This is a genomic window from Brotomerdimonas butyrica, assembly GCF_025567305.1.
GTDB classification, from domain to species: domain Bacteria; phylum Bacillota; class Clostridia; order Peptostreptococcales; family Anaerovoracaceae; genus Lentihominibacter; species Lentihominibacter butyricus.
Window position 1 is genome coordinate 251,502 of the sequence record NZ_JAOQJP010000001.1, and the last position, 19,955, is coordinate 271,456.

Consider the following 19,955-nt stretch of genomic DNA (forward strand, 5'->3'; position numbering starts at 1 on the left):
AGGTGTGCACATGTATAAGGATTTTATCAGGAAGAACTACAGGATACTGCTGGATATACTCAACTGCCTCAAAGTCGGAGTTTACATAACAGACGGAGACGGGAACACCGTGTTCCTGAATGACGAGTCGTGCAAGACCGGCGGCCTGACGAGAGAGGAAGTGCTCGGCAAGAATATGGCTGAACTTGAAGAAATGGGCTTCGTCGAGAATTCGGTAACACTGCGGACGCTGAAGAGCGGAAAGGAAGAGGATATCATACAGAACCTCGGGGACGGTGATAAGGTGTTCGTGACCGGCACACCTCTTTACTGCGGCGATGACGGCATCGATCTGATAGTGTGCACAGAACGCAACATCACGGAGACTCTCGTGCTCAGGGATCTGCTGCGCGAACAGAATGAAGACAATGAAAAGATAAAAAAAGAGATCGAATATCTCAAGAATCAGAACATCGTCATGTGGGGAAACATGATAGCGGAAGACGATGAAACGAAGACACTTGCTGAAAAGGCTGCGCGCATAGCCAAACTTGACACTACGGTGCTTCTTACAGGCGAGTCTGGAACAGGCAAGGAAGTCTTCGCAAATTTCATATATCAGAACAGCGGCAGAGCCGGCAGACCTTTCATAAAGATCAACTGTGCAGCGATACCTGAGAATCTGCTGGAGTCAGAGCTGTTCGGATACGAGCCGGGTGCGTTCACAGGAGCAAGCAAAAAAGGCAAGATGGGACTGTTTGAAATGGCGAACACAGGCACACTGTTTCTGGACGAGATAGGCGAGATGCCCGTACATCTGCAGTCGAAACTGCTGAGAGTCCTTCAGGAAAAGGAGATCATGCACGTTGGCGGCAGCAAGGTGATACCTGTTGACGTCAGACTGATAACCGCGACAAACCGGGATCTTCAGAAGGCAGTGGATGAAGGAACGTTCAGACAGGATCTGTATTACAGACTCAATGTGATGCCGCTGGAACTTCTGCCGCTGCGAGGGCGAAAAAAGGATATCGCCGCACTTACGACGTATTTTATCGATCATTTCAATGCGATCTACAAGATGAACAAGGCTATCACGAATGCAGCTGTGGAAGCGCTGCAGCAGTTCGAGTGGCCGGGAAACATCAGAGAGCTGGAGAATATAATCGAGCGCATCATCATCAGCTTTGACGGCGATGTGATAACGAGATTCCAGGTCGAACGCGCACTTGGCGTGCCGGTCGAGCAAAAGGCATCATATACTCCTCAGCTTGAAAACAAAACGATGACAGAGCTCATGGACGAGTATGAGCGCTATATACTCGAAACGATGATGGATACTCACGGGAAAAAAGCAAGCGAAGTGGGAAAAGTGCTTGGCATGAGCAAGGCGACGCTTTCCAGAAAGCTGAGCAAATACGGGTTGAACAAGGGAAGTTCCAGAAATGAAACCTGAGAGGTTCCGGACTGCAACCCTGAAAGGGCTGAAAATCGCATCAGATACAAAAAATACATCTAAAGGTTCCAGAAATGGAACCTTTTCTTATGCCTTCACGCGCCTCGACGGCTGCAGATGCGTCGGCAAGAAGGTATGCTGCGGCTTTGCATGAGAATAAAAAAACGTTGAAATTCCAACGATAGTGCGCTTTGCACGAAATGAATCAAAAGTTTTCTGAATAGTTTGGCATGCATGTTGCTCTATATATGGTCAGTTGAAAAAACATGTAACATGACAGGAGGAAACAGGATGAAAGTTTTGATAGTAGGCGCCGGCGGACAGGGCGGCTCATGCGCATCTATACTGGCCAGACAGGATAATATCGAGGAGATAAGGATAGTCGATCTCAAGGAAGAAACTGCAAAAGCGATAGCAGATCATATAGGCAGTGACAAGGTCAGGACGGGAACGGTGAATGCTACTGACCCTGACGACGTGGCGAGAGCTGCCGAGGGCGTCGATGTCGTAGTCGACATGGTAATGCCGTGGATGGTGCCTTATGTGATGGAGGGCGCGCTCAAGGCAAAGGCTAATTATATAAACACAGCTTTTGACGTGCCGTTCTGGGATAAGTTCGTCGAAGGCGTTGCGATCGAGGATATGCCGCTCTGCAGGGAGTTCAAAGAGGCGGGGCTGACCGCGCTGTTCGGATGCGGATTTGCTCCGGGATGGACTAACGTGCTGGCGAGAAGACTTGCAAACAGACTCGACAGAGTGGACAGCATCAAGATGAGGATAGGAAAGGCAACTCATCTTCCGGGCGAACACGAATACGACTGGGTGCTCAGACCATGGAATCCGGGATGGTCGCCGAAGCAGGCTCTTATCGACTGCGCTGCTCCGACATACGCGCTGGAGGATGGAAAATACGTGCAGTATCCTCCGTTCGGCGGACTGGAGATGTGGGATTTCCCTGAACCGGTAGGACATCTGCCTGTTACGCACCATTCGCATGAGGAGATCTACAGCATGCCGGCTACGTTCAAGGGCGTGAAGGACGTGGATTTCAAATATTACATGATGTATCAGCCTGCGATGTTCTATGCTATGGGACTGTGCTCGCAGGATAAGATCAGGGTAGGAGATGTGGAAGTAGCACCTATCGATGTAGTGACAGCTATGGTGCCGCCTCCTCAGAACAATATCTTCGGCGCTACTGACGAACAGCTCGAGTACGCTGACAAGACTGCATTCATCGAACTCGTTGTGGAAGTGGCAGGAGAAAAAGACGGAAAGAAAATCGCATGGACGGCAAACTGCCCTAAGATGAATGCTCCGGGGCCTGAACTGAAGAAGCTTTACGGAACAGCTCTCGTATACGTATCGCTGCCTCTCGCGACAGGAACGATGCTGATCGACGAGATAGATATGCCGAAGGGTATCGTATTTGCGGATGAACTCGATCCTGAAGTGTTCATAGACAAGATGATGGGCACGGGATATCCGTACAAGTGGAAAGAAACTGTAAAAGAAATATAGTGTCATACGACCTCCAGTAATATATTGACAACAACATTAAAAATGTCGCTGTATCTCAGACGGCATTTTTAATGTTTCAGGGCAGTGGATGAGGACGTACATAAAAGTACGATATGCCTCATAGTATATTTCGTTCAGGGCGGTGCCGGGGCCATGCCGGCCTGCCGCCGATAAATCAAAGAAATCCTGAAGGATAACCTGATGCCGGTCTACGACCGACAAATAAATGAAACCCTAAAGGATACCTTAATGCCGGTCTACGACCGACAAACTATAGAAACCCTAAAGGATACCTTAATGTCGGTCTTCGACCGACAAACTATAGAAAGGAGGATTTTGAATGAGAGATACGGTGGTGAAGCGTCTGAAAACGGCGCCGCGCACAGCGGAACCGCAGACCGGCGAATATCACACGAAACAGGTGGCTGACAGACAGGAGGCCATAGAGAGCAAACTCAGACTCCTGCACGGCAGTATTTTCGGTAAGCCGATGATGAAGTTTGATATCGGGAGAGTCACAGACGTATGGGTGCCTTACTGTTATCTCGAATATGACTTCCGTGTTGAGCGCAATATTTTATTCAAGAAAAAAGGTCTGACAAAAGAAGGCAAGGTGGCCGTGGTGCTGGATGTCAACGAGATGCATCCGTTTCAGTATGATATCTACGAAAGCGGGCAGCTCCCTCTCGTGAAAGGAAAACTCGATACTGCGAAACGGACCGTGATAAAGACAGCGAACACGCTTTCCGATATGGAAAGCAGAGCAGAGGACTACATACAATTCAAGATAATGAAAAAGTTTTACGGACGCAACGCAGCGCTTTACCTGAGCAGCGAGAAGATCTTCTACAGACCTGCCGTTGAAATGGAAATTATCTACAAAGGAAAATACCCGAACATGAGATACGCATATCTCGATGAGTTCGCCGTGGAAAGCGAGCATGTGCTGGGGCTGAAATACAGAGTGGATAATAATTTCTAAAAGGAGGAATCAAATGGCTGTTAATTTTTCTGAAATATGGTCATCGATCGACTGGCTCATAATAGTCGCGTATTTCGTGGCTATCATATCCGTCGGTCTGACGATGCGTAAAAGAGCAAGCAAGAACATGAAGAGCTTTTTCGTGGCGTCGAGAAGACTCACGATACCTGTTCTCGTAGGTGTGGGCGCCGCAAGCTGGTATGACTCGTGGACTATAGTCGGACTCGCTGAGTGCGGTACGACCATGGGTATATGTATCATATTCATATACATCATACCTACGGCGATACTGAGACTTCCTCTCGCCGTGTGGATAGGGCCTCTCGTGAGGAACAAGATACCTGACTGGGTGCTTACGATGCCGGACCTGATGGCATACATGTACGACAGAAAGACGAAGTTCATCATGGCTATCGGCATGCTGCCGCCTTTCCTTTATGAATCAGCGCTGCTGACAGCGGGCGGCTCGGTGATAGCATACGTTACCGGAATGAACATGTGGCTGGCTTTCGCTGCTCTCGGCGTGATAATCATATTCTACACATCGCTGTCAGGGCTCTGGGGCCTTGCGGTGACCGATATGATGCAGTTCGTCGTGATGTCCGTATCGGCAGGCGTGCTCTGCTTCGGACTTTTCAATCACTTTGGAGGATTCGCCACACTGTTCGATCAGGTGGAAGCTGTAAATCCTGATTTCATGACTGTCACTGGCGGGAACGGATTCCTGTCGATACTAGGATGGGTGATCAGTGCGCTGGCAATGTATGCGAACTCTCAGTCATACCAGAGATTCGGATCATCCAAGTCGGGCGGAGATATCAAGGTTTCATACACATGCATCATGATATTCGGACTGTTCTTCAGTACGGTAATGGTATTCGCCGGAATGGCTGCACTGGTGCTCTTCCCTGAAGCTGCATCGCAGGCGCCGTCGGAAGCTTTCTGGGCTGTAGTGTTCACGACTCTGCCGATAGGCCTGAGAGGTCTGTTTGTGGCAGCGCTGTTATCAGCAGTAATGTCAACAGTCAGCGCAGACTATCTGATATGCGGAGCTGTAGTAGTGCATGATATCATCAAGAGTTTCTTCAAACCTGATCTCAGTGACAAGGCTGAAGTATGGGGCACGAGACTCGTTATCTGGATCGTCGGCTTGTTCATGATCGTCGCTACTTATTTCTGGTCAGACGGCATCTCCAAAGCATACTACTACTGCGGAGGATTCCAGGTCGCAGCATTTATCGTGCCGCTCATGCTCGGACTCTTCTACAAAAAGAAGACTCCGTCAGCCGGATTCTGGAGTCTGCTGCTCACTATCGTGGCATATGCAGTATGGGAATTCGTTCTCGGCACACCGGGAGGTATACCTGCAAACGTGGCATGCATAATATTCAGCGTGCTGGTATATGTGATCGTTGCAAAGCTGACCTACAAAGGCGAAGAGAACAAGACTCTCACCGCATGAGAAAGGCAGGGTTAATATGAAAAAAGAACTTAGTGAAGAAAAAAAGACCAAACTCGCATACAGATGGGCGATCATATGCCTGCTGTGCTCTGTGCTGATCGGCGCACTGACGATCGGCAGATCAGATATAGTGCTGCCCGTATTCATGGGCGCGGCTGCGATCCTTTACGGGCCGGTAACTGCATTCCTTTATATAAGAGAAGTAAAGAACGGAGTATTCGAGGTGGGGGATGAAGATGAAGAAGAGAGCGTTTAGGTGCAGGAACATCTACACTGCCGTCTCGCCTGAGCTGATAGACGGCTACGTGATCTGTGAAGGCTCAAGGATAATCTTTGCGGGCACGGCAGACAAAGCCGCGGAGCATATCGACGGGAATACCGAAGTGCTCGACTTTGAAGATAACTTCATAATGCCGGGATTCCACGATTTTCACGTGCATTCCCTTACGGGCGCTTTCATGGAAAAGGACGGCGTGCTGAGACATGCGGACAGCGAGGAGGAAGCTGCGGCGATGCTGTATGCAAAGAACAGCGATGACAGCGGTGGCCGCTGGATCATGGGAGGAGCATGGGACAACTTCAGATGGCCCGGCACCAAACTGCCAACCAGGGAAAGTCTCGACAGGTATTTTAAGAATACGCCGGTATTTCTTCTGAACAAGGAATGCCACGGAGCATGGCTCAACAGCGAGGCTCTGCGCAGGTTCAGCATCACGAGAAATACTCCGGATCCCGAAAACGGCAGTTATTTCAGAGACGCTGACGGCGAGCCGACGGGCTATGTCCATGAAGCAGCCGTGATACCGATGCTCAGAAGTATCCTCAGTGAGATGAGCATGGAAGAGCTTTCAGGATATGCAGAGGCGTTTGCAAAGACTGCAGGCCGCTGCGGCATCACTTCTGTCGGAGATCTGCCGCTTTACGGCGTGAGGGCAGAGCCTGCGTACAGGATCCTTGAAGATAAAGGAAAGCTCAGCGTCAGGATAAACTTTGCCATAGATTTCAAGGAAGAGATAGATGAAATACTCAGGACTAAAGAGGCTTACAGCTCAGAAATGCTCAGATGCATAGGCGTTAAGGACTTTCTGGACGGCACGCCTATGGGTCACACCGGGTTCATGCTCGAAGATTACACCGATATGCCCGGGTTCAGGAGCGAGCCGATGATAGATCCCGAACACCTGAAAGAGCGTGTCGCGCAGATGGCAGCAAACGATATAAAGGTGAGGCTGCATGCATGCGGAGACGGTGCGGTGCGTCTGGGGCTTGACGCTTTCGAATATGCGAAAAGCATGTACGGCGACAGAGACCTCAGACACTGTATCGAGCATATAGAAGCGATATCGCCTGATGATATAAAACGTTTCGGACAGCTCGGGGTCATAGCATCCGTACAGCCTGACCATCTGCCTAAGTACAGCTTTTACGAGCATCCTTTCCACACGATGATAGGCGAGGAGAGAATGAGATACTCCTGGCCGTTCAGATCCATCGCCGACACGGGCGGCAGACTTGCGTTCGGTACCGACTATCCTGTGACAGAGCTGAATCCGCTCCGCGGCATATTCAGGGCTGTTACGAGACTTACCGACGAGCTGCAGCCTGAAGGCGGGTTCTCACCTGATGAAAAGCTGACGGTTCACAGCAGTCTGCAGGCTTATACGTACGGTTCGGCGTTCGCTGCCGACCGTGAGGCGGAGCTTGGCAGTCTGGAGCCGGGAAAACTGGCAGATCTGACGATCCTGGACAGCAATGTGTTCGAGTGCGCATACGACAAAGATGCGATGTTCGGCATGGACGTCCTGATGACCGTCGTCGGAGGAGAGACGGTATATTCAAAGTAAACTGTTCTGTCAAAAATAAATAATACCACTATGTTGATTCCTGAACTAAAAAACGGCACCGCCGCGACAGATGATAAGCACTGTCGCGGCGGTGCCGTTTTTCTGTACAACAAACTGATACTGCCTATAGACAACATTGTGAATTTGATTTAAAATGTATCTGTTAATACAGGAGGTTCTTATGAATACATCATTCCAGATTTTCAGCCGCGATGTGAAAAGGCTGCTGCGAAACAGAGCCGCAGCACTCGTAATGGTGGGCGTATGCCTGCTGCCGTCGCTTTATGCATGGTTCAACATCGCAGCCAATATGGATCCGTACGGCAATACTAAGGGGATCAAAGTCGCTGTCGCGAACAACGACAAGGGTGCAGTGAACGAGATGATCACGCTTAATGCAGGAGATACGATAATAGGAAATCTCAAGGAGAACGACCAGCTTGGCTGGACTTTCACGAGTGAAAAAAAGGCGAAGGAAGGCGTTAAATCCGGTGACTACTATGCGGCGATAGTCATTCCGGAAGACTTCAGCGAATCGCTCGTCAGCATATTGTCAGGCGATCTGAAAAAGCCTGAACTGGACTATTACATAAATGAGAAAAAGAACGCTATCGCACCGAAGATAACGGATACCGGCGCGACAACGATACAGCACGAGATCAATGACACTTTCTCATCGGTGGCTTCGGAGGCCGTTGCTGATATCATCCGTACCGCGGCAGATGATATCGCGGGAGACATCAGCAGCACAGACTGGCATCTCTTCTCTGAAATAGCGGAAGTGCGTGCGAACATCAGTGAATACCAGACCGTGCTTACGAACTTCCAGAACACCGTAAGCAGGTCGGACGATGTGATACAGAGTACCATAAAGTCGCTTGACAAGGTCGATACTGCTGCAGATGCCGCGTCTTCGGCGCTCGGAGACACATCGGATCTGCTGACACAGAGCCGTATCGCACTTGGAAAGTTCGCTGCACAGTTTTCAAAGACGCTTTCGGACGGCGACATACTTTTGAACGATATAGCTGTCTCGACATCCACAAAGCTCGGCGCTTTTGAGACAAAAGTGCTGAAAGCCTCGGCAGCCGTAGACTCAGATATAGCTTCAGCAAATGAACTCATCAAAAAGAACGAACAGATACTCCAGAAGCTCGAAGAGCTCAACGACAAGGTCGGCAGTGATTCGCAGCTCTCGGCTCAGATCGCTCAGCAGATAGCTAAGCTCCAAACTCAGAACAAGGAACTGAACGATCTGCTCGATTCACTCAGCAGCGGCAACGCCGCGATCGGCGAAGCAGTGACTGCCGCACAGGAGACACGCACAGAGCTTGAAAAGATCGCAGAGCAGAACAGAAAATCACTGCAGGATTTCAGGGGCGATTTCGACCAGAACCTGCTGCCGAAGATCAATCAGTCGCTGGACGATCTGGCACAGGTAAGCGGCAGCCTGTCAGCAACGCTGGCCGGTGTGAAGCCTGTGACGAAACAGCTCAGAGGTGTACTGCAGCAGCTCGGCACCAGTCTCGATTCCACCGCTGCGGCTCTGGCGCAGACCGGCAACATACTCAAGCTCGTGGATCAGGATCTGGAAAATATAATAAACGACATAAAGGCGCTGCAGAGCTCGGAGATGTACAAAAAGCTGCTTTCTCTCGAAGGACTCGACACAGAGGCCATCTCTGACTTCATGGCTTCACCTGTGAGCATGAGATCCGATGTGCTTTACGATGTCGAAAACTACGGATCGGGAATGACACCGTTCTATACTAACCTCGCCATCTGGGTAGGCGGGCTGATACTCGTATCGATACTCAAGCAGGAGGTAGACAAGGAAGGGCTCGCACACGGACTGACTGCGACAGATGCATACTTCGGCAGATGGATGCTGTATGTCGCCGCGGCGCTGGTCCAGGCTTTCATCGTATGCCTGGGAGATCTGCTGCTGCTGGGAGTGCAGTGCGTCCATCCTTTTGTATTCATACTCACAGGACTGGTGTGCGCATTCGTGTACGTGAACATCATCTACGCGCTTGCGATCACATTCAAGCATATAGGAAAGGCTGTTGCAGTCATACTCATAATACTGCAGATACCGGGTTCCTCGGGAACCTATCCGATAGAGATGATGCCTTCTTTTTTCCAGAAGCTTTATCCGCTGCTGCCGTTCTCGTACGGCATAGATGCTATGCGTGAATGCATAGCAGGCTTCTATGGATTCCGCTATATAGGAAATATCCTGATTCTTATCGTATTTGCGGGGATCGCGCTTCTCGTCGGACTGATACTGAGACCTCTGCTCATAAATCTCAACCATATGACTGACAGCAGGCTCAGCGAAACGGAAATAATGATATGCGACACGGAAACGTCGCGAAGTGACAGACCGAAGATCAGGACTATGCTCAAAACTCTTATGCGAGACGAGTACGGTAAACAGCGGCTCATGGCCAGATACGTGCGCTTTGAAAGAATGTATCCGGATCTGATCAAGCGCGGATTCATCTGCATGATCGTGATACCGCTCATATTCCTGGTTCTGATGCTGGTAGTGAAAGCGAGGATGCTGTTCCTCGTGCTGTGGATACTGTCGCTCATTTTCCTGTCTGTATATCTGATATGTATCGAATACGTACACGACAGGATGCAGGAACAGTTTGAAATGAGCGGCAAAACTTCGGAAGACCTTATCCACATGATCGAAGAGGAGAACGACTGATGAAAAATATATGGCAGATTTTCAAAAGAGATGTATGGCGTATAAAAAACAATGTCATCGCTCTCATAGTGATAATGGGGCTCACGGTGGTGCCGTGCCTGTACGCGTGGTTCAACATCGCTGCCAGCTGGGATCCATATAAGAACACGGGAAACCTTAAAGTGGCAGTGGCCAGTGTAGACAAGGGCTACGAAGGAAGTCTCATACCGATAGATATAAATATAGGGGACAGAGTACTGTCCACACTTCATGAAAACGATCAGATGGAATGGGTGTTCACAAACAGGGACACGGCAGTCGAGGGCGTGAAGTCGGGCGACTACTATGCTGCGATAGTGATCCCGGAGAATTTCAGCAATGACATGATGAGCCTTTTCTCAGAGGATATAGAAAAACCGCAGATCACCTATTATTCGAATGCAAAGGAGAACGCCATAGCTCCGAAGGTCACCGAAAAGGGAGCTTCGGCGATACAGAACCAGATAAATCAGGTATTCATCGAAACGGTTTCCGATACCGGGCTCACAGTCATGCAGTCCGTAATCAATATGACAGATGAAGAAGATACAGGTTCTCTTGTATCGAACCTGCTGAGGAACCTGCGCAATATTTCCGGTAGCCTTGACGCCTCGTCGGAAACGCTGAAATCGTTTTCAGGCATGACGTCGTCGATACAGCAGCTGACCGGATCGACAGGAGATTTCCTCGATTATGTAAAGAAGCAGTCTTCCGACGGGTCGGGCACTCTCAGCGGCATGCAGAAAACGGTTTCCGACATACGCGACACGCTGAACGGAACCACAGACAGCATAAACAAGCTGCTGGATTCCAGCAAGGGATATTATCAAGAGGTATCAAAGCTAGTGGATTCGGCATTCGAAACACAGGCAGCAGATGCGAGAGCCGTGGCAGATACCCTCGACACAGTCGCATCAAAGGTAGACGGCACAATCAGCTCGTATACTGAGATGAGAGACTCCATCGCGGCACTCGGCGAAAGCAATCCTGAGCTTTCCGCGCTGACAGAACCGATCGTTGCAAAGCTCAATGCATCGATAGCGACGCAGACGGAGCTCAGCGAAAGTCTGAAATCCACAGCGGAATCTCTCAGGACTTCGGCAACGGATGTCGTGACTGCCAAGAAAGAGCTCGACAAGCTGATAGATGAGAGCGTCAAGGGCATAGACAGCGTGAAAAAAGAATATGAAGACAACGTGAAGAGCATACTGAACAAGCTTTCAGCATCACTGGGCAGTGCAGGCAGCGATATTTCCGATCTGCTCAGGCAGCTGGACAAAAGCGTTGACGGTATCCGCGAACTGACTGATTCAGCGACATCGGATCTTGCGGCGATACAGAACGCGCTCGACAATTCGGGTGCACTTCTGGACAGAGCTTCATCTAAGGTCAGTGGTATGATCACAAAGCTGGAGCAGATGCAGCAGAGCGGTGATTTCTCGGAACTCAGATCGCTGTTATCGGAGAACAGAGAAGCACTGTCCCAGTTCCTGGCAGCGCCTGTTTCGCTGAAGACTCACAAGGTATACGAGATAGAGAACTACGGTTCTGCGATGGCTCCCTTCTATTCGACGCTTTCGATCTGGATCGGCGGCATAGTCCTGGTTGCTATGATGAGCGTTACTGTATCCGACAGCACTCTTGAAGGCCTTTCAGGCGTAAAGAACAGCCATCTGTACTTCGGACGGTACATACTGTTCTTTATCATGGGACTGATGCAGAGTACACTGATAGGACTGGGGGATCTGCTCTTTCTGGGTATCCAGTGCAGACATCCTTTCCTGTTCATGCTGGCGTGCTGGTTCTCGAGCATAGTTTATGTAAACGTCATATACACTCTGACGGTCTCATTCGGAGATATAGGAAAGGCTATAAGCGTCATCCTGCTTGTGATACAGGTTGCAGGAACGGGAGGTACATTCCCTATAGAGGTCGCGCCGGCATTTTTCCGGGTGATCTATCCGCTGCTGCCGTTCACACACAGTATGGCAGCCATGCGTGAGACCGTCGGAGGCATGTACGGCATGGATTACTGGGCAGATCTGATCAAGCTTTCGGTATTCCTGATACTGTCGCTGATAGTCGGACTCGTGCTCAGAAAGCCTATCATCAGGCTTAACGACAAATTCTCTGAAAAACTTGAAGAAACAAAAGTCATGTAGCATACAGGCCGATTGTGTTTTGCATTTTTATTTGATATAATATATATTGAGGCGGTTTTATGAGTACGAACAAAGGCATCAAAGCCGCCGATATAAATAGAACAAAAGTGGCTTCGCCACACATTTTCATATAAAACTTTTGCTGATATGCAGGGATTGTCAAAAGCGATATTTCCTGCATAATGAAAAAGATGTTTGAACACCATCGGAGGACAAGAAAAAGATGACAAGAAACGAAGCTCGTGAAATACTGATGCAGATACTATATGAGATGGACGCGTCAAAATCCATGGATGCGGAAACAGCTGAAAGGCTCGCACAGGAACGTCTGAAGGGTATGAATGCACAGAGAGGCACGCATCTGCTCTGCAGCATAATCGAAAATCTGGATGCGATCGACAGCAGTATAAACGAAAAGAGCAGATCATGGAAAACGGGGAGGATGCCCAAGGTCGATCTGGCGATAATGAGGCTGGCGATAGGCGAGATACGTTTTGACGACACAGTGCCTCAGGCAGTAGCGATAAACGAAGCCGTGAACCTTGCGAAAAAATTCAGCATGGAGAAATCTTCCGGATTCATCAACGGCGTTCTCGGCGCGATAGTCAACCAAGATGAAAAATAGATTCATCCTGGGGATAGATACCAGCAACTACAAGACGTCGGCAGCGCTTACCGATATGCATCAGAACGTTGTATGTGATCTGAGAAAATTTTTGAAAGTAAAACAGGGCGAAAAAGGATTGAGGCAATCTGACGCCCTTTTTCAGCATGTCAGGAACCTGCCTGAACTGTTTGAAGAGCTGGCAGGCAGTGCGGACGGCGGAGTGTGCGGAGAAGCAGCGAACGATCTGTATGCCGGACTTGCAGCTGTCGCATATTCCTCAAGGCCGAGACCCGTGGAGGGTTCGTATATGCCGGTTTTTCTCGCAGGCGAAAGCTTTGCCAGATCGCTGGCGGCACTGGCTGACATACCGGCACTGCCGTTTTCACATCAGGAAGGGCATATCGAGGCGATAAAGGCATTTTCACAGCTGAAATGCGCAGACCGAATCATGGCGTGCCACTTTTCGGGAGGTACGTCAGAACTGCTCGAGGTCACTGCAGCGGACGGCCATACGGGATATGACATAGAGATAATCGGCGGCTCGAAGGACATCGCGTTCGGACAGGTGATCGACCGTGCCGGAGTGATGCTCGGGATGAGCTTCCCGGCGGGCGAAGAAATGGACAGGATCGCCGAAGCGGCAGATGGAGCTTCAGACGTTCTGACCCGGATCAAAGTCAGAGACGGATGGCTCAATCTCTCCGGAATAGATACACAGATAAAGCGTACGCTTGAAAGCAGCGGCGCAGTATCATGCGAATCTGCAGGTCCGCTGATACGAGAGATCTTTGAAAAAGTTTCAGATGCAATGACTGACATGGTCATCCAGGGCGCCGAAAAGACCGGCATCAGCGATATCATCATGGCGGGCGGCGTCACATCGAGCTCGTTCATCAGACGGAGAGCTTTGAAAAGGCTTGACGCGGCCGGGATAAATGCTGTATTCGATGAAAACGGACTGGCACAGGACAATGCCGTGGGGATATCGGTTTTAGGAGGAAAGGAAATATGGGGATCAAACCTGTAAAAGTTTCTCAGCTGAACAATTATATAAAACGCATACTGCAGTCGGATCCCATACTCGGCAGTGTCTCGGTGATCGGAGAGATCTCCAATCTCAAATTTCACAATTCGGGGCACGTGTATTTTTCGCTCAAGGATGAAAAGAGCAGGATAAACTGCTTTCTCGCGGCAGACAACGTCGATGCCGTGGAAGACATGCTGGTGGAAGGAAACGAAGTGACCGCCAGGGGGTATATATACCTCTATGAGCGCGGCGGCAGCTATTCGCTCAACGTGCGGACGATGGAAAGCGCAGGCAGGGGAGATCTCGCCGCGGCTTTTGAAAAGCTCAAGGCCAAGCTCGAAAAAGAAGGGATCTTCGATCCCGCGCACAAAAAAGCACTGCCGTTCTTTCCGCAGAAAGTCGCAGTCGTCACATCTCCGACCGGAGCTGCTGTCCGGGATATCGTCAAGATCATCACAGGCAGGAACGACTGCGTGGATATCGTGATATATCCTGTGCTGGTGCAGGGACCGTATGCGGCGGAAGAAATAGCACATGCGATAAAAGATATAAACGAAAACCACAGCGATGTGGATATAATAATAACAGGCAGGGGCGGCGGCTCGATGGAGGAGCTGTGGGCATTCAACGAGGAATGCGTCGCGCGCAGCATCTACGGATCGGACATACCCGTGATATCAGCGGTAGGACACGAGACGGATTTCACGATCTCGGATTTCGCGGCGGACCGCAGAGCCGAGACTCCGACCGCAGCCGCGCAGATGGCCGTGCCTGATACGAAGGAGCTGCGAGATCGTATCGAAGCGCTCTGTACAGAGATGAAAAGGAACCTCGGGACAGTCTGTGACAGCAGGCGAAAAAGCCTGGAACTGCTGGATCCGAAGAGTTTTGCACGAAACCTCAGGAGCAGAGCTGCGATGGAGCAGATGGCACTGGATAACATAATATATGATATGGAAAACCACATCAGATCGATGATCGTTTCGCTCAGGCACAGGACAGAGCTGCTTCACGAGGCTGTATCCGCGGCAGATCCGCAGAACATACTGAGCAGAGGCTACAGTATCGTCACGGACGGCGGCGGGAATATAGTAAAAGACTCTTCCAGTCTTGAAATAGGACAGACTGTCAGCATCAGACTCGCAGGAGGAAGCGCTCAGGCTGATGTGACTGCGATCGGAAAGGAATAGTATCATGACAGAAAAAAAAGAAACGTTTGAAGAAGCACTGAAGAAACTCGAGAACGCATCTGAAAAACTGAAGTCAGAAGACATTTCTCTCGAAGATGCGATCAGAAGCTATGAAGAAGGCATAAAACACTATAAACGATGCAGCGAGATACTGGAAAAAGCCAGTCAGAAAATAGAAACACTTACGAAACAGGAGGCGTATCATGACTGATAATACTTTTAATGATTACAGAGAACTGCTGGAAGAACATCTGCTGGATTTCATACCGGATGTGGATCACAAGAGTATCACTCTTTACGAATCGATGAAATACAGCCTTTCTGCCGGAGGCAAGCGGATAAGACCTGTGCTTCTGCTCGCGGCATGCGATTTCTGCGGCGGCAGCATAACAGAAGCTCTGCCTTATGCATGCGCGATAGAATATATACACACGTACTCGCTCATACACGACGACCTGCCGTGCATGGACAATGACGACCTGAGAAGAGGCGTGCCTACCAACCACAAGGTGTACGGCGACGCGGTGGCGACACTCGCGGGAGACGGACTGCAGTCTGCGGCTTTCGAAGCGATGAACACGGACATGCTGATGTATTTCGATGATGGCGATGCACTCAAGAGAAGGATCCGGGCAGCATACGAGATCAGCAAGGGATCCGGCTGCAGAGGCATCGTGGCCGGACAGATCGCGGACATGGAAGCCGAAGACAGGAACTGCTCGAAGGAAATGCTCGACTATATACACCTGACGAAGACATCGGCGCTGATCGTTGCCGCAGTCAAGGCCGGAGCTCAGCTCGGTAACGCAGATGAAAAGATGCTCGAGGATCTTACTATATACGCTGAGAATCTGGGGCTTGCATTCCAGATCTGCGACGACCTGCTCGACGTAGAGGGCAGTGAGGAAGAGATGGGAAAGAAAACAGGAATGGACTGCGTCAACAAGAAAGCGACATATCCTGCACTTTACGGAATAGAAGAATCAAAAGAAAGGCTCGATGAGCTGACGGCGACTGCCATAGACGCACTCAGCGAATACTATGACAACGCTGAAGTTTTTGTAAAGCTGGCAAAAGATCTGGCTGTAAGGGGAAGATAGAAAATGAGTGGATTTCTCAAAAGCCTCGACCTGCCTGCCGACCTGAAGATAATGGATTACGAGGAGCTCGATCTGCTCACATACGAGATAAGAGACTTCCTCGTCGAAAGCGTTTCAAAGACGGGCGGTCATCTCTCTTCGAACCTTGGCGCGGTGGAGCTTTCCATAGCGCTGCACAGAGTGTTCGATACTCCTGAAGACAAGATAATATGGGACGTCGGACATCAGACTTACGTGCACAAGATCCTTACCGGAAGGTGCGATCAGTTCCCAACACTCAGACAGATGGGCGGAATGAGCGGCTTTCCGAAGAGTGCCGAAAGTCCGTACGACGTGTTCGACACCGGCCACAGCAGCTCGTCCATATCGCTTGCGCTCGGGATGGCTGCGGCCAGAGATCTTTCAGGCGAAGGCTACAACGTAGTTTCAGTCATAGGTGACGGAGCGATGACAGGCGGACTGGCGTTCGAAGCGCTGAACAACGCGGGAACTCTCGATACGAAGATGATCGTGATACTGAACGACAACGGAATGTCGATATCCCACAATACAGGTGGTATGTCGAAATATTTCAGGAAGCTCAGAGGCTCGCGCAAATACATAGCGATGAAGGCCAGGATAAAGAAAAACGTTTCCAGAGTACCGCTGATCGGCGACGGCATCGTGACAGGTCTGCAGCATCTCAGAAACACCGTCAAATACGCGATGATCGACGGTATCATATTCGAAGAGCTGGGATTCAAGTATTTCGGCCCGGTCGACGGCCACAACATAAAAGAGCTTTGTGAAACACTTGAAGTGGCGAAGGAATTCGACGGCCCCGTATTCATACACGCGATGACTAAAAAAGGCAAGGGGTACAGCAAGGCTGAAGAAAAGCCTAATGTGTTCCACGGAATAGGACCGTTCGACATGGAATCGGGGGAGCCTGTGAAAAAATCGGCAGCTCCGTCCTATTCGGCAGTATTCGGCAGCAAGCTCAGCAGCATGGCAAAAACCGACAGCAGCATAGTCGCGGTCAGTGCTGCGATGATGGAAGGAACAGGGCTTGCGGGTTTTCATGAAAAATATCCCGACAGAGCCTTTGACGTGGGGATCGCGGAAGGCCACGCAGTGACATTTGCGGCAGGCCTTGCAAAAGCCGGGATGAAGCCGTTCGTCGCGGTATATTCGACATTCCTGCAGAGAGCTTACGATCATATCATGGAGGATGTTTGTCTCCAGGAACTCCCTGTAGTGCTGTGCATAGACAGAGCCGGCATCGTGGGAAATGACGGGGAGACTCATCATGGAGTTTTCGATCTCAGCTATCTGAAGCACATACCGGGTCTGACCGTGATGGCTCCGAAAGACGGCAGCGAGCTCGAGGCGATGCTGGAATTTGCGGCATCATTTGACAGTCCGTGCGCGATAAGATATCCGAGAGGCGCGGCTCCGCAGCTGGGAGCTGTGGAAGATATGCAGCCTGTACAGCCGGGAAGGGCCGAGAGACTGCGTTCAGGCAGCGATGTCGACATATGGGCTTTCGGGGCGATGGTCGAAAAAGCGCTTGAAGCCGCGGAGCTGCTTGAAGCCGGCGGTATAAGCGCCGGTGTGGTCAATACCAGGTTCCTGTGCCCTCTCGACAGCGAGGCGCTCGAAGCGGCAGCAGGCAGCGTTTCGCTTATAGTCACAGCAGAGGACAATGTGATACCCGGAGGACTGGGAGAAGAGATAAACGACGTGCTGAAAAACAGCGGCACCCGAATAATGAATATAGGATGGCCCGATACGTTCATAGAACACGGCACATGCGGCGAGCTTTACAGCAAGTACGGCATGGACGGACATTCTATAGCGGAAAGGATAAAACAGGAATTTGAAAGAAAGACTTGATGTAATACTGACAGAAAGAAATATGTTTCCGTCAAGAGAAAAGGCGAAGGCTTCCGTGATGGCGGGACTCGTATATGTAGACGGACAGCGCGTTGACAAACCGGGAACATCTGTAGATACAGAGGCCGAGATCACCGTGAAGGAAGCGCTGTGCCCGTATGTCAGCCGCGGCGGGCTCAAGCTCGAAAAGGCGCTTGAGCTGTACGGGTTTTCGCTTGAAAACGCCATAGCTGTCGACATAGGAGCGTCTACGGGAGGCTTTACAGACTGCATGCTCCAGAAGGGAGCGAAAAAAGTCTTCGCGATAGACGTCGGATACGGCCAGCTCGACTGGAAGCTGCGAAACGACCCGCGCGTGGTCAATATGGAAAAAACCAACGTCAGATATCTCGACACGGATACTGTAGACAGCGATGTGGATTTTATCAGCATCGACGTCTCGTTCATCTCGCTGAAGCTGATCTTCCCTGTAGCTGCAAAGCTGCTGGCAGACGACGGAAGTCTGGTATGTCTTGTAAAGCCGCAGTTCGAGGCGGGCAGGAGCCAGGTGGGCAAGAAGGGCATCGTCAGGGATGCGTCAGTCCATAAAGAGGTTATCAAAAATGTTATAGGTTATGGAAAGGATAACGGGCTTTACAGCCACGGGCTCACTTATTCTCCCGTGACGGGAACCAAAGGCAATATAGAATACCTTCTTTATATGAAGAAAACTCCGGCGGAAACAGAGCCGGACATCGACGGAACAGTTGAAGATTCCCACAGGACACTTGTGTGATATTTACAGAACATAGAGAATAAAGGAGCATAAAACAATATGAATATATCAAAGAAACTACAGAATATAGAACAGTCACCGATACGAAAATTCAATCCATATGCGCTTGAGGCAGAGGCAAGGGGCATAAAGATATACAGACTCAACATAGGACAGCCTGATATCGAAACACCTCCGTGCTTCATGGACGCGATCAGAAACTACGATGAAAAAGTCATCGCGTATGCAGAGTCAGGCGGAGTGGCAGAGCTTCAGGATGCGATATGCGATTATTTCAAGGCATATGGAATGGATTTCGAAAGAGACGAGGTCATGGTGACGAACGGAGGTTCGGAGGCTCTGACGATGGTGTTCAACAGCATCCTTGATCCCGGCGATGAGATCATAACAGCAGAACCTTTCTACGCAAACTATCAGACATTCGTCACTACGGCAGACGGAGTCATCGTGCCGATGACGACCAGAGCTGAAGACGGCTATGATTATGCCGATGCGGAGCTGATAGAATCAGCGATCACGGACAAGACCAGAGCCATCATCTGCACAAGCCCGGGAAACCCTACAGGCAGAGTGCTTTCGATGGATGATATAAGACTTATAGGAGAGCTTGCGATAAAGCACGATCTGTGGATCGTCGCAGACGAGGTATACCGCGAATTTGCATACGACGGCAAGGATATCACTTCATTCGGTATGGTACCAGAGATCAGAGACAGAGTCATCCTCATCGACTCGGTGTCGAAGAGATTCTCGGCATGCGGTGCAAGAGTCGGATGCATCGTCAGCAAAAACAAGGATCTGATGGACAGCGTGATGAAGATAGCCCAGGGAAGACTGTGCTGTCCTACGCTCGACCAGATCGGAGCTGCAGCACTTTACAGACTCGATCGCTCATACTACGACAAGGCAAGAGAAGAGTACGAAGCGAGAAGAGACGCGGTGTACGATGAACTGATGAAGATACCCGATATCGTGTGCAGGAAGCCGGGCGGATCGTTTTACATCATGGCAAAGCTGCCGGTCGACGACATAGAGGACTTCCTCATGTTCCTGCTGAGAGAATTCGACGATAACGGCGAGACAGTGATGTTCTCTCCTGCAGAAGGATTCTACGCTACCCCGGGACTCGGAAAGGACGAGATCCGTATAGCATACGTGCTGAACAGGGACGACATGAGAAGGGGCGTAGAGCTCATCAGACTGGGACTCGAACAATACAAGAACAGATAACTGATACGGGA

General features: G+C 50.3%; 16 protein-coding genes. All 16 read left to right on the plus strand.

Annotation, left to right across the window (positions count from 1 at the left end):
• Nucleotides 1-10: 10 nt before the first annotated feature.
• The 16 genes from OCV59_RS01070 to OCV59_RS01145 all read left to right on the plus strand — a co-directional run bounded on the left by OCV59_RS01070 (nucleotide 11) and on the right by OCV59_RS01145 (nucleotide 19,944).
• Entirely contained in the window at nucleotides 11-1,432 is a 1,422-nt protein-coding gene (locus tag OCV59_RS01070; RefSeq protein ID WP_147592470.1) for a sigma-54 interaction domain-containing protein, read from the plus strand.
• Between the two features lie 291 nt (nucleotides 1,433-1,723).
• Entirely contained in the window at nucleotides 1,724-2,953 is a 1,230-nt protein-coding gene (locus OCV59_RS01075) for a saccharopine dehydrogenase family protein (RefSeq protein ID WP_262584013.1), read from the plus strand.
• Nucleotides 2,954-3,293: 340 nt separating this feature from the next.
• Nucleotides 3,294-3,935 (plus strand): hypothetical protein, encoded by a 642-nt coding sequence (locus OCV59_RS01080; RefSeq protein ID WP_147592472.1) that lies wholly within the window; start codon nucleotides 3,294-3,296, stop codon nucleotides 3,933-3,935.
• Nucleotides 3,936-3,948: 13 nt separating this feature from the next.
• Complete coding sequence (locus OCV59_RS01085; protein WP_147592473.1) at nucleotides 3,949-5,397, plus strand: sodium:solute symporter family protein; 1,449 nt, start codon at nucleotides 3,949-3,951, stop codon at nucleotides 5,395-5,397.
• A 16-nt stretch (nucleotides 5,398-5,413) separates the two neighbouring features.
• Complete coding sequence (locus tag OCV59_RS01090; protein WP_147592474.1) at nucleotides 5,414-5,653, plus strand: hypothetical protein; 240 nt, start codon at nucleotides 5,414-5,416, stop codon at nucleotides 5,651-5,653.
• Complete coding sequence (locus OCV59_RS01095; protein WP_147592475.1) at nucleotides 5,628-7,241, plus strand: amidohydrolase; 1,614 nt, start codon at nucleotides 5,628-5,630, stop codon at nucleotides 7,239-7,241. Before OCV59_RS01090 ends, OCV59_RS01095 begins: the two co-directional genes overlap by 26 nt.
• Before the next feature lie 181 nt (nucleotides 7,242-7,422).
• Complete coding sequence (locus OCV59_RS01100) at nucleotides 7,423-9,960, plus strand: YhgE/Pip domain-containing protein (RefSeq protein WP_262584014.1); 2,538 nt, start codon at nucleotides 7,423-7,425, stop codon at nucleotides 9,958-9,960.
• Nucleotides 9,960-12,140, plus strand: coding sequence for a YhgE/Pip domain-containing protein (locus tag OCV59_RS01105; protein WP_147592477.1), 2,181 nt, complete (start codon nucleotides 9,960-9,962; stop codon nucleotides 12,138-12,140). Before OCV59_RS01100 ends, OCV59_RS01105 begins: the two co-directional genes overlap by 1 nt.
• A 223-nt stretch (nucleotides 12,141-12,363) precedes the next feature.
• Entirely contained in the window at nucleotides 12,364-12,765 is a 402-nt protein-coding gene (gene nusB / locus OCV59_RS01110; RefSeq protein ID WP_147592478.1) for a transcription antitermination factor NusB, read from the plus strand.
• Entirely contained in the window at nucleotides 12,755-13,774 is a 1,020-nt protein-coding gene (locus tag OCV59_RS01115; RefSeq protein WP_147592479.1) for a tRNA (adenosine(37)-N6)-threonylcarbamoyltransferase complex transferase subunit TsaD, read from the plus strand. Before nusB ends, OCV59_RS01115 begins: the two co-directional genes overlap by 11 nt.
• Nucleotides 13,756-14,964, plus strand: a complete 1,209-nt coding sequence (gene xseA / locus OCV59_RS01120; RefSeq protein WP_147592480.1) for an exodeoxyribonuclease VII large subunit — start codon at nucleotides 13,756-13,758, stop codon at nucleotides 14,962-14,964. The genes OCV59_RS01115 and xseA overlap by 19 nt, the downstream gene beginning before the upstream one ends.
• Before the next feature lie 4 nt (nucleotides 14,965-14,968).
• Nucleotides 14,969-15,175: an exodeoxyribonuclease VII small subunit gene (gene xseB / locus OCV59_RS01125; RefSeq protein ID WP_147592481.1), complete on the plus strand. Its 207-nt coding sequence runs from the start codon at nucleotides 14,969-14,971 to the stop codon at nucleotides 15,173-15,175.
• A complete protein-coding gene (locus tag OCV59_RS01130; RefSeq protein ID WP_147592482.1) occupies nucleotides 15,168-16,064 on the plus strand; it encodes a polyprenyl synthetase family protein in 897 nt (298 codons plus the stop codon). The genes xseB and OCV59_RS01130 overlap by 8 nt, the downstream gene beginning before the upstream one ends.
• 3 nt (nucleotides 16,065-16,067) lie before the next feature.
• Nucleotides 16,068-17,939: a 1-deoxy-D-xylulose-5-phosphate synthase gene (dxs, locus tag OCV59_RS01135; RefSeq protein ID WP_147592483.1), complete on the plus strand. Its 1,872-nt coding sequence runs from the start codon at nucleotides 16,068-16,070 to the stop codon at nucleotides 17,937-17,939.
• Between the two features lie 22 nt (nucleotides 17,940-17,961).
• Nucleotides 17,962-18,714 (plus strand): TlyA family RNA methyltransferase, encoded by a 753-nt coding sequence (locus OCV59_RS01140; protein WP_262584028.1) that lies wholly within the window; start codon nucleotides 17,962-17,964, stop codon nucleotides 18,712-18,714.
• 39 nt (nucleotides 18,715-18,753) lie between these two features.
• Nucleotides 18,754-19,944 (plus strand): pyridoxal phosphate-dependent aminotransferase, encoded by a 1,191-nt coding sequence (locus tag OCV59_RS01145; RefSeq protein WP_147592485.1) that lies wholly within the window; start codon nucleotides 18,754-18,756, stop codon nucleotides 19,942-19,944.
• Nucleotides 19,945-19,955: the final 11 nt, after the last annotated feature.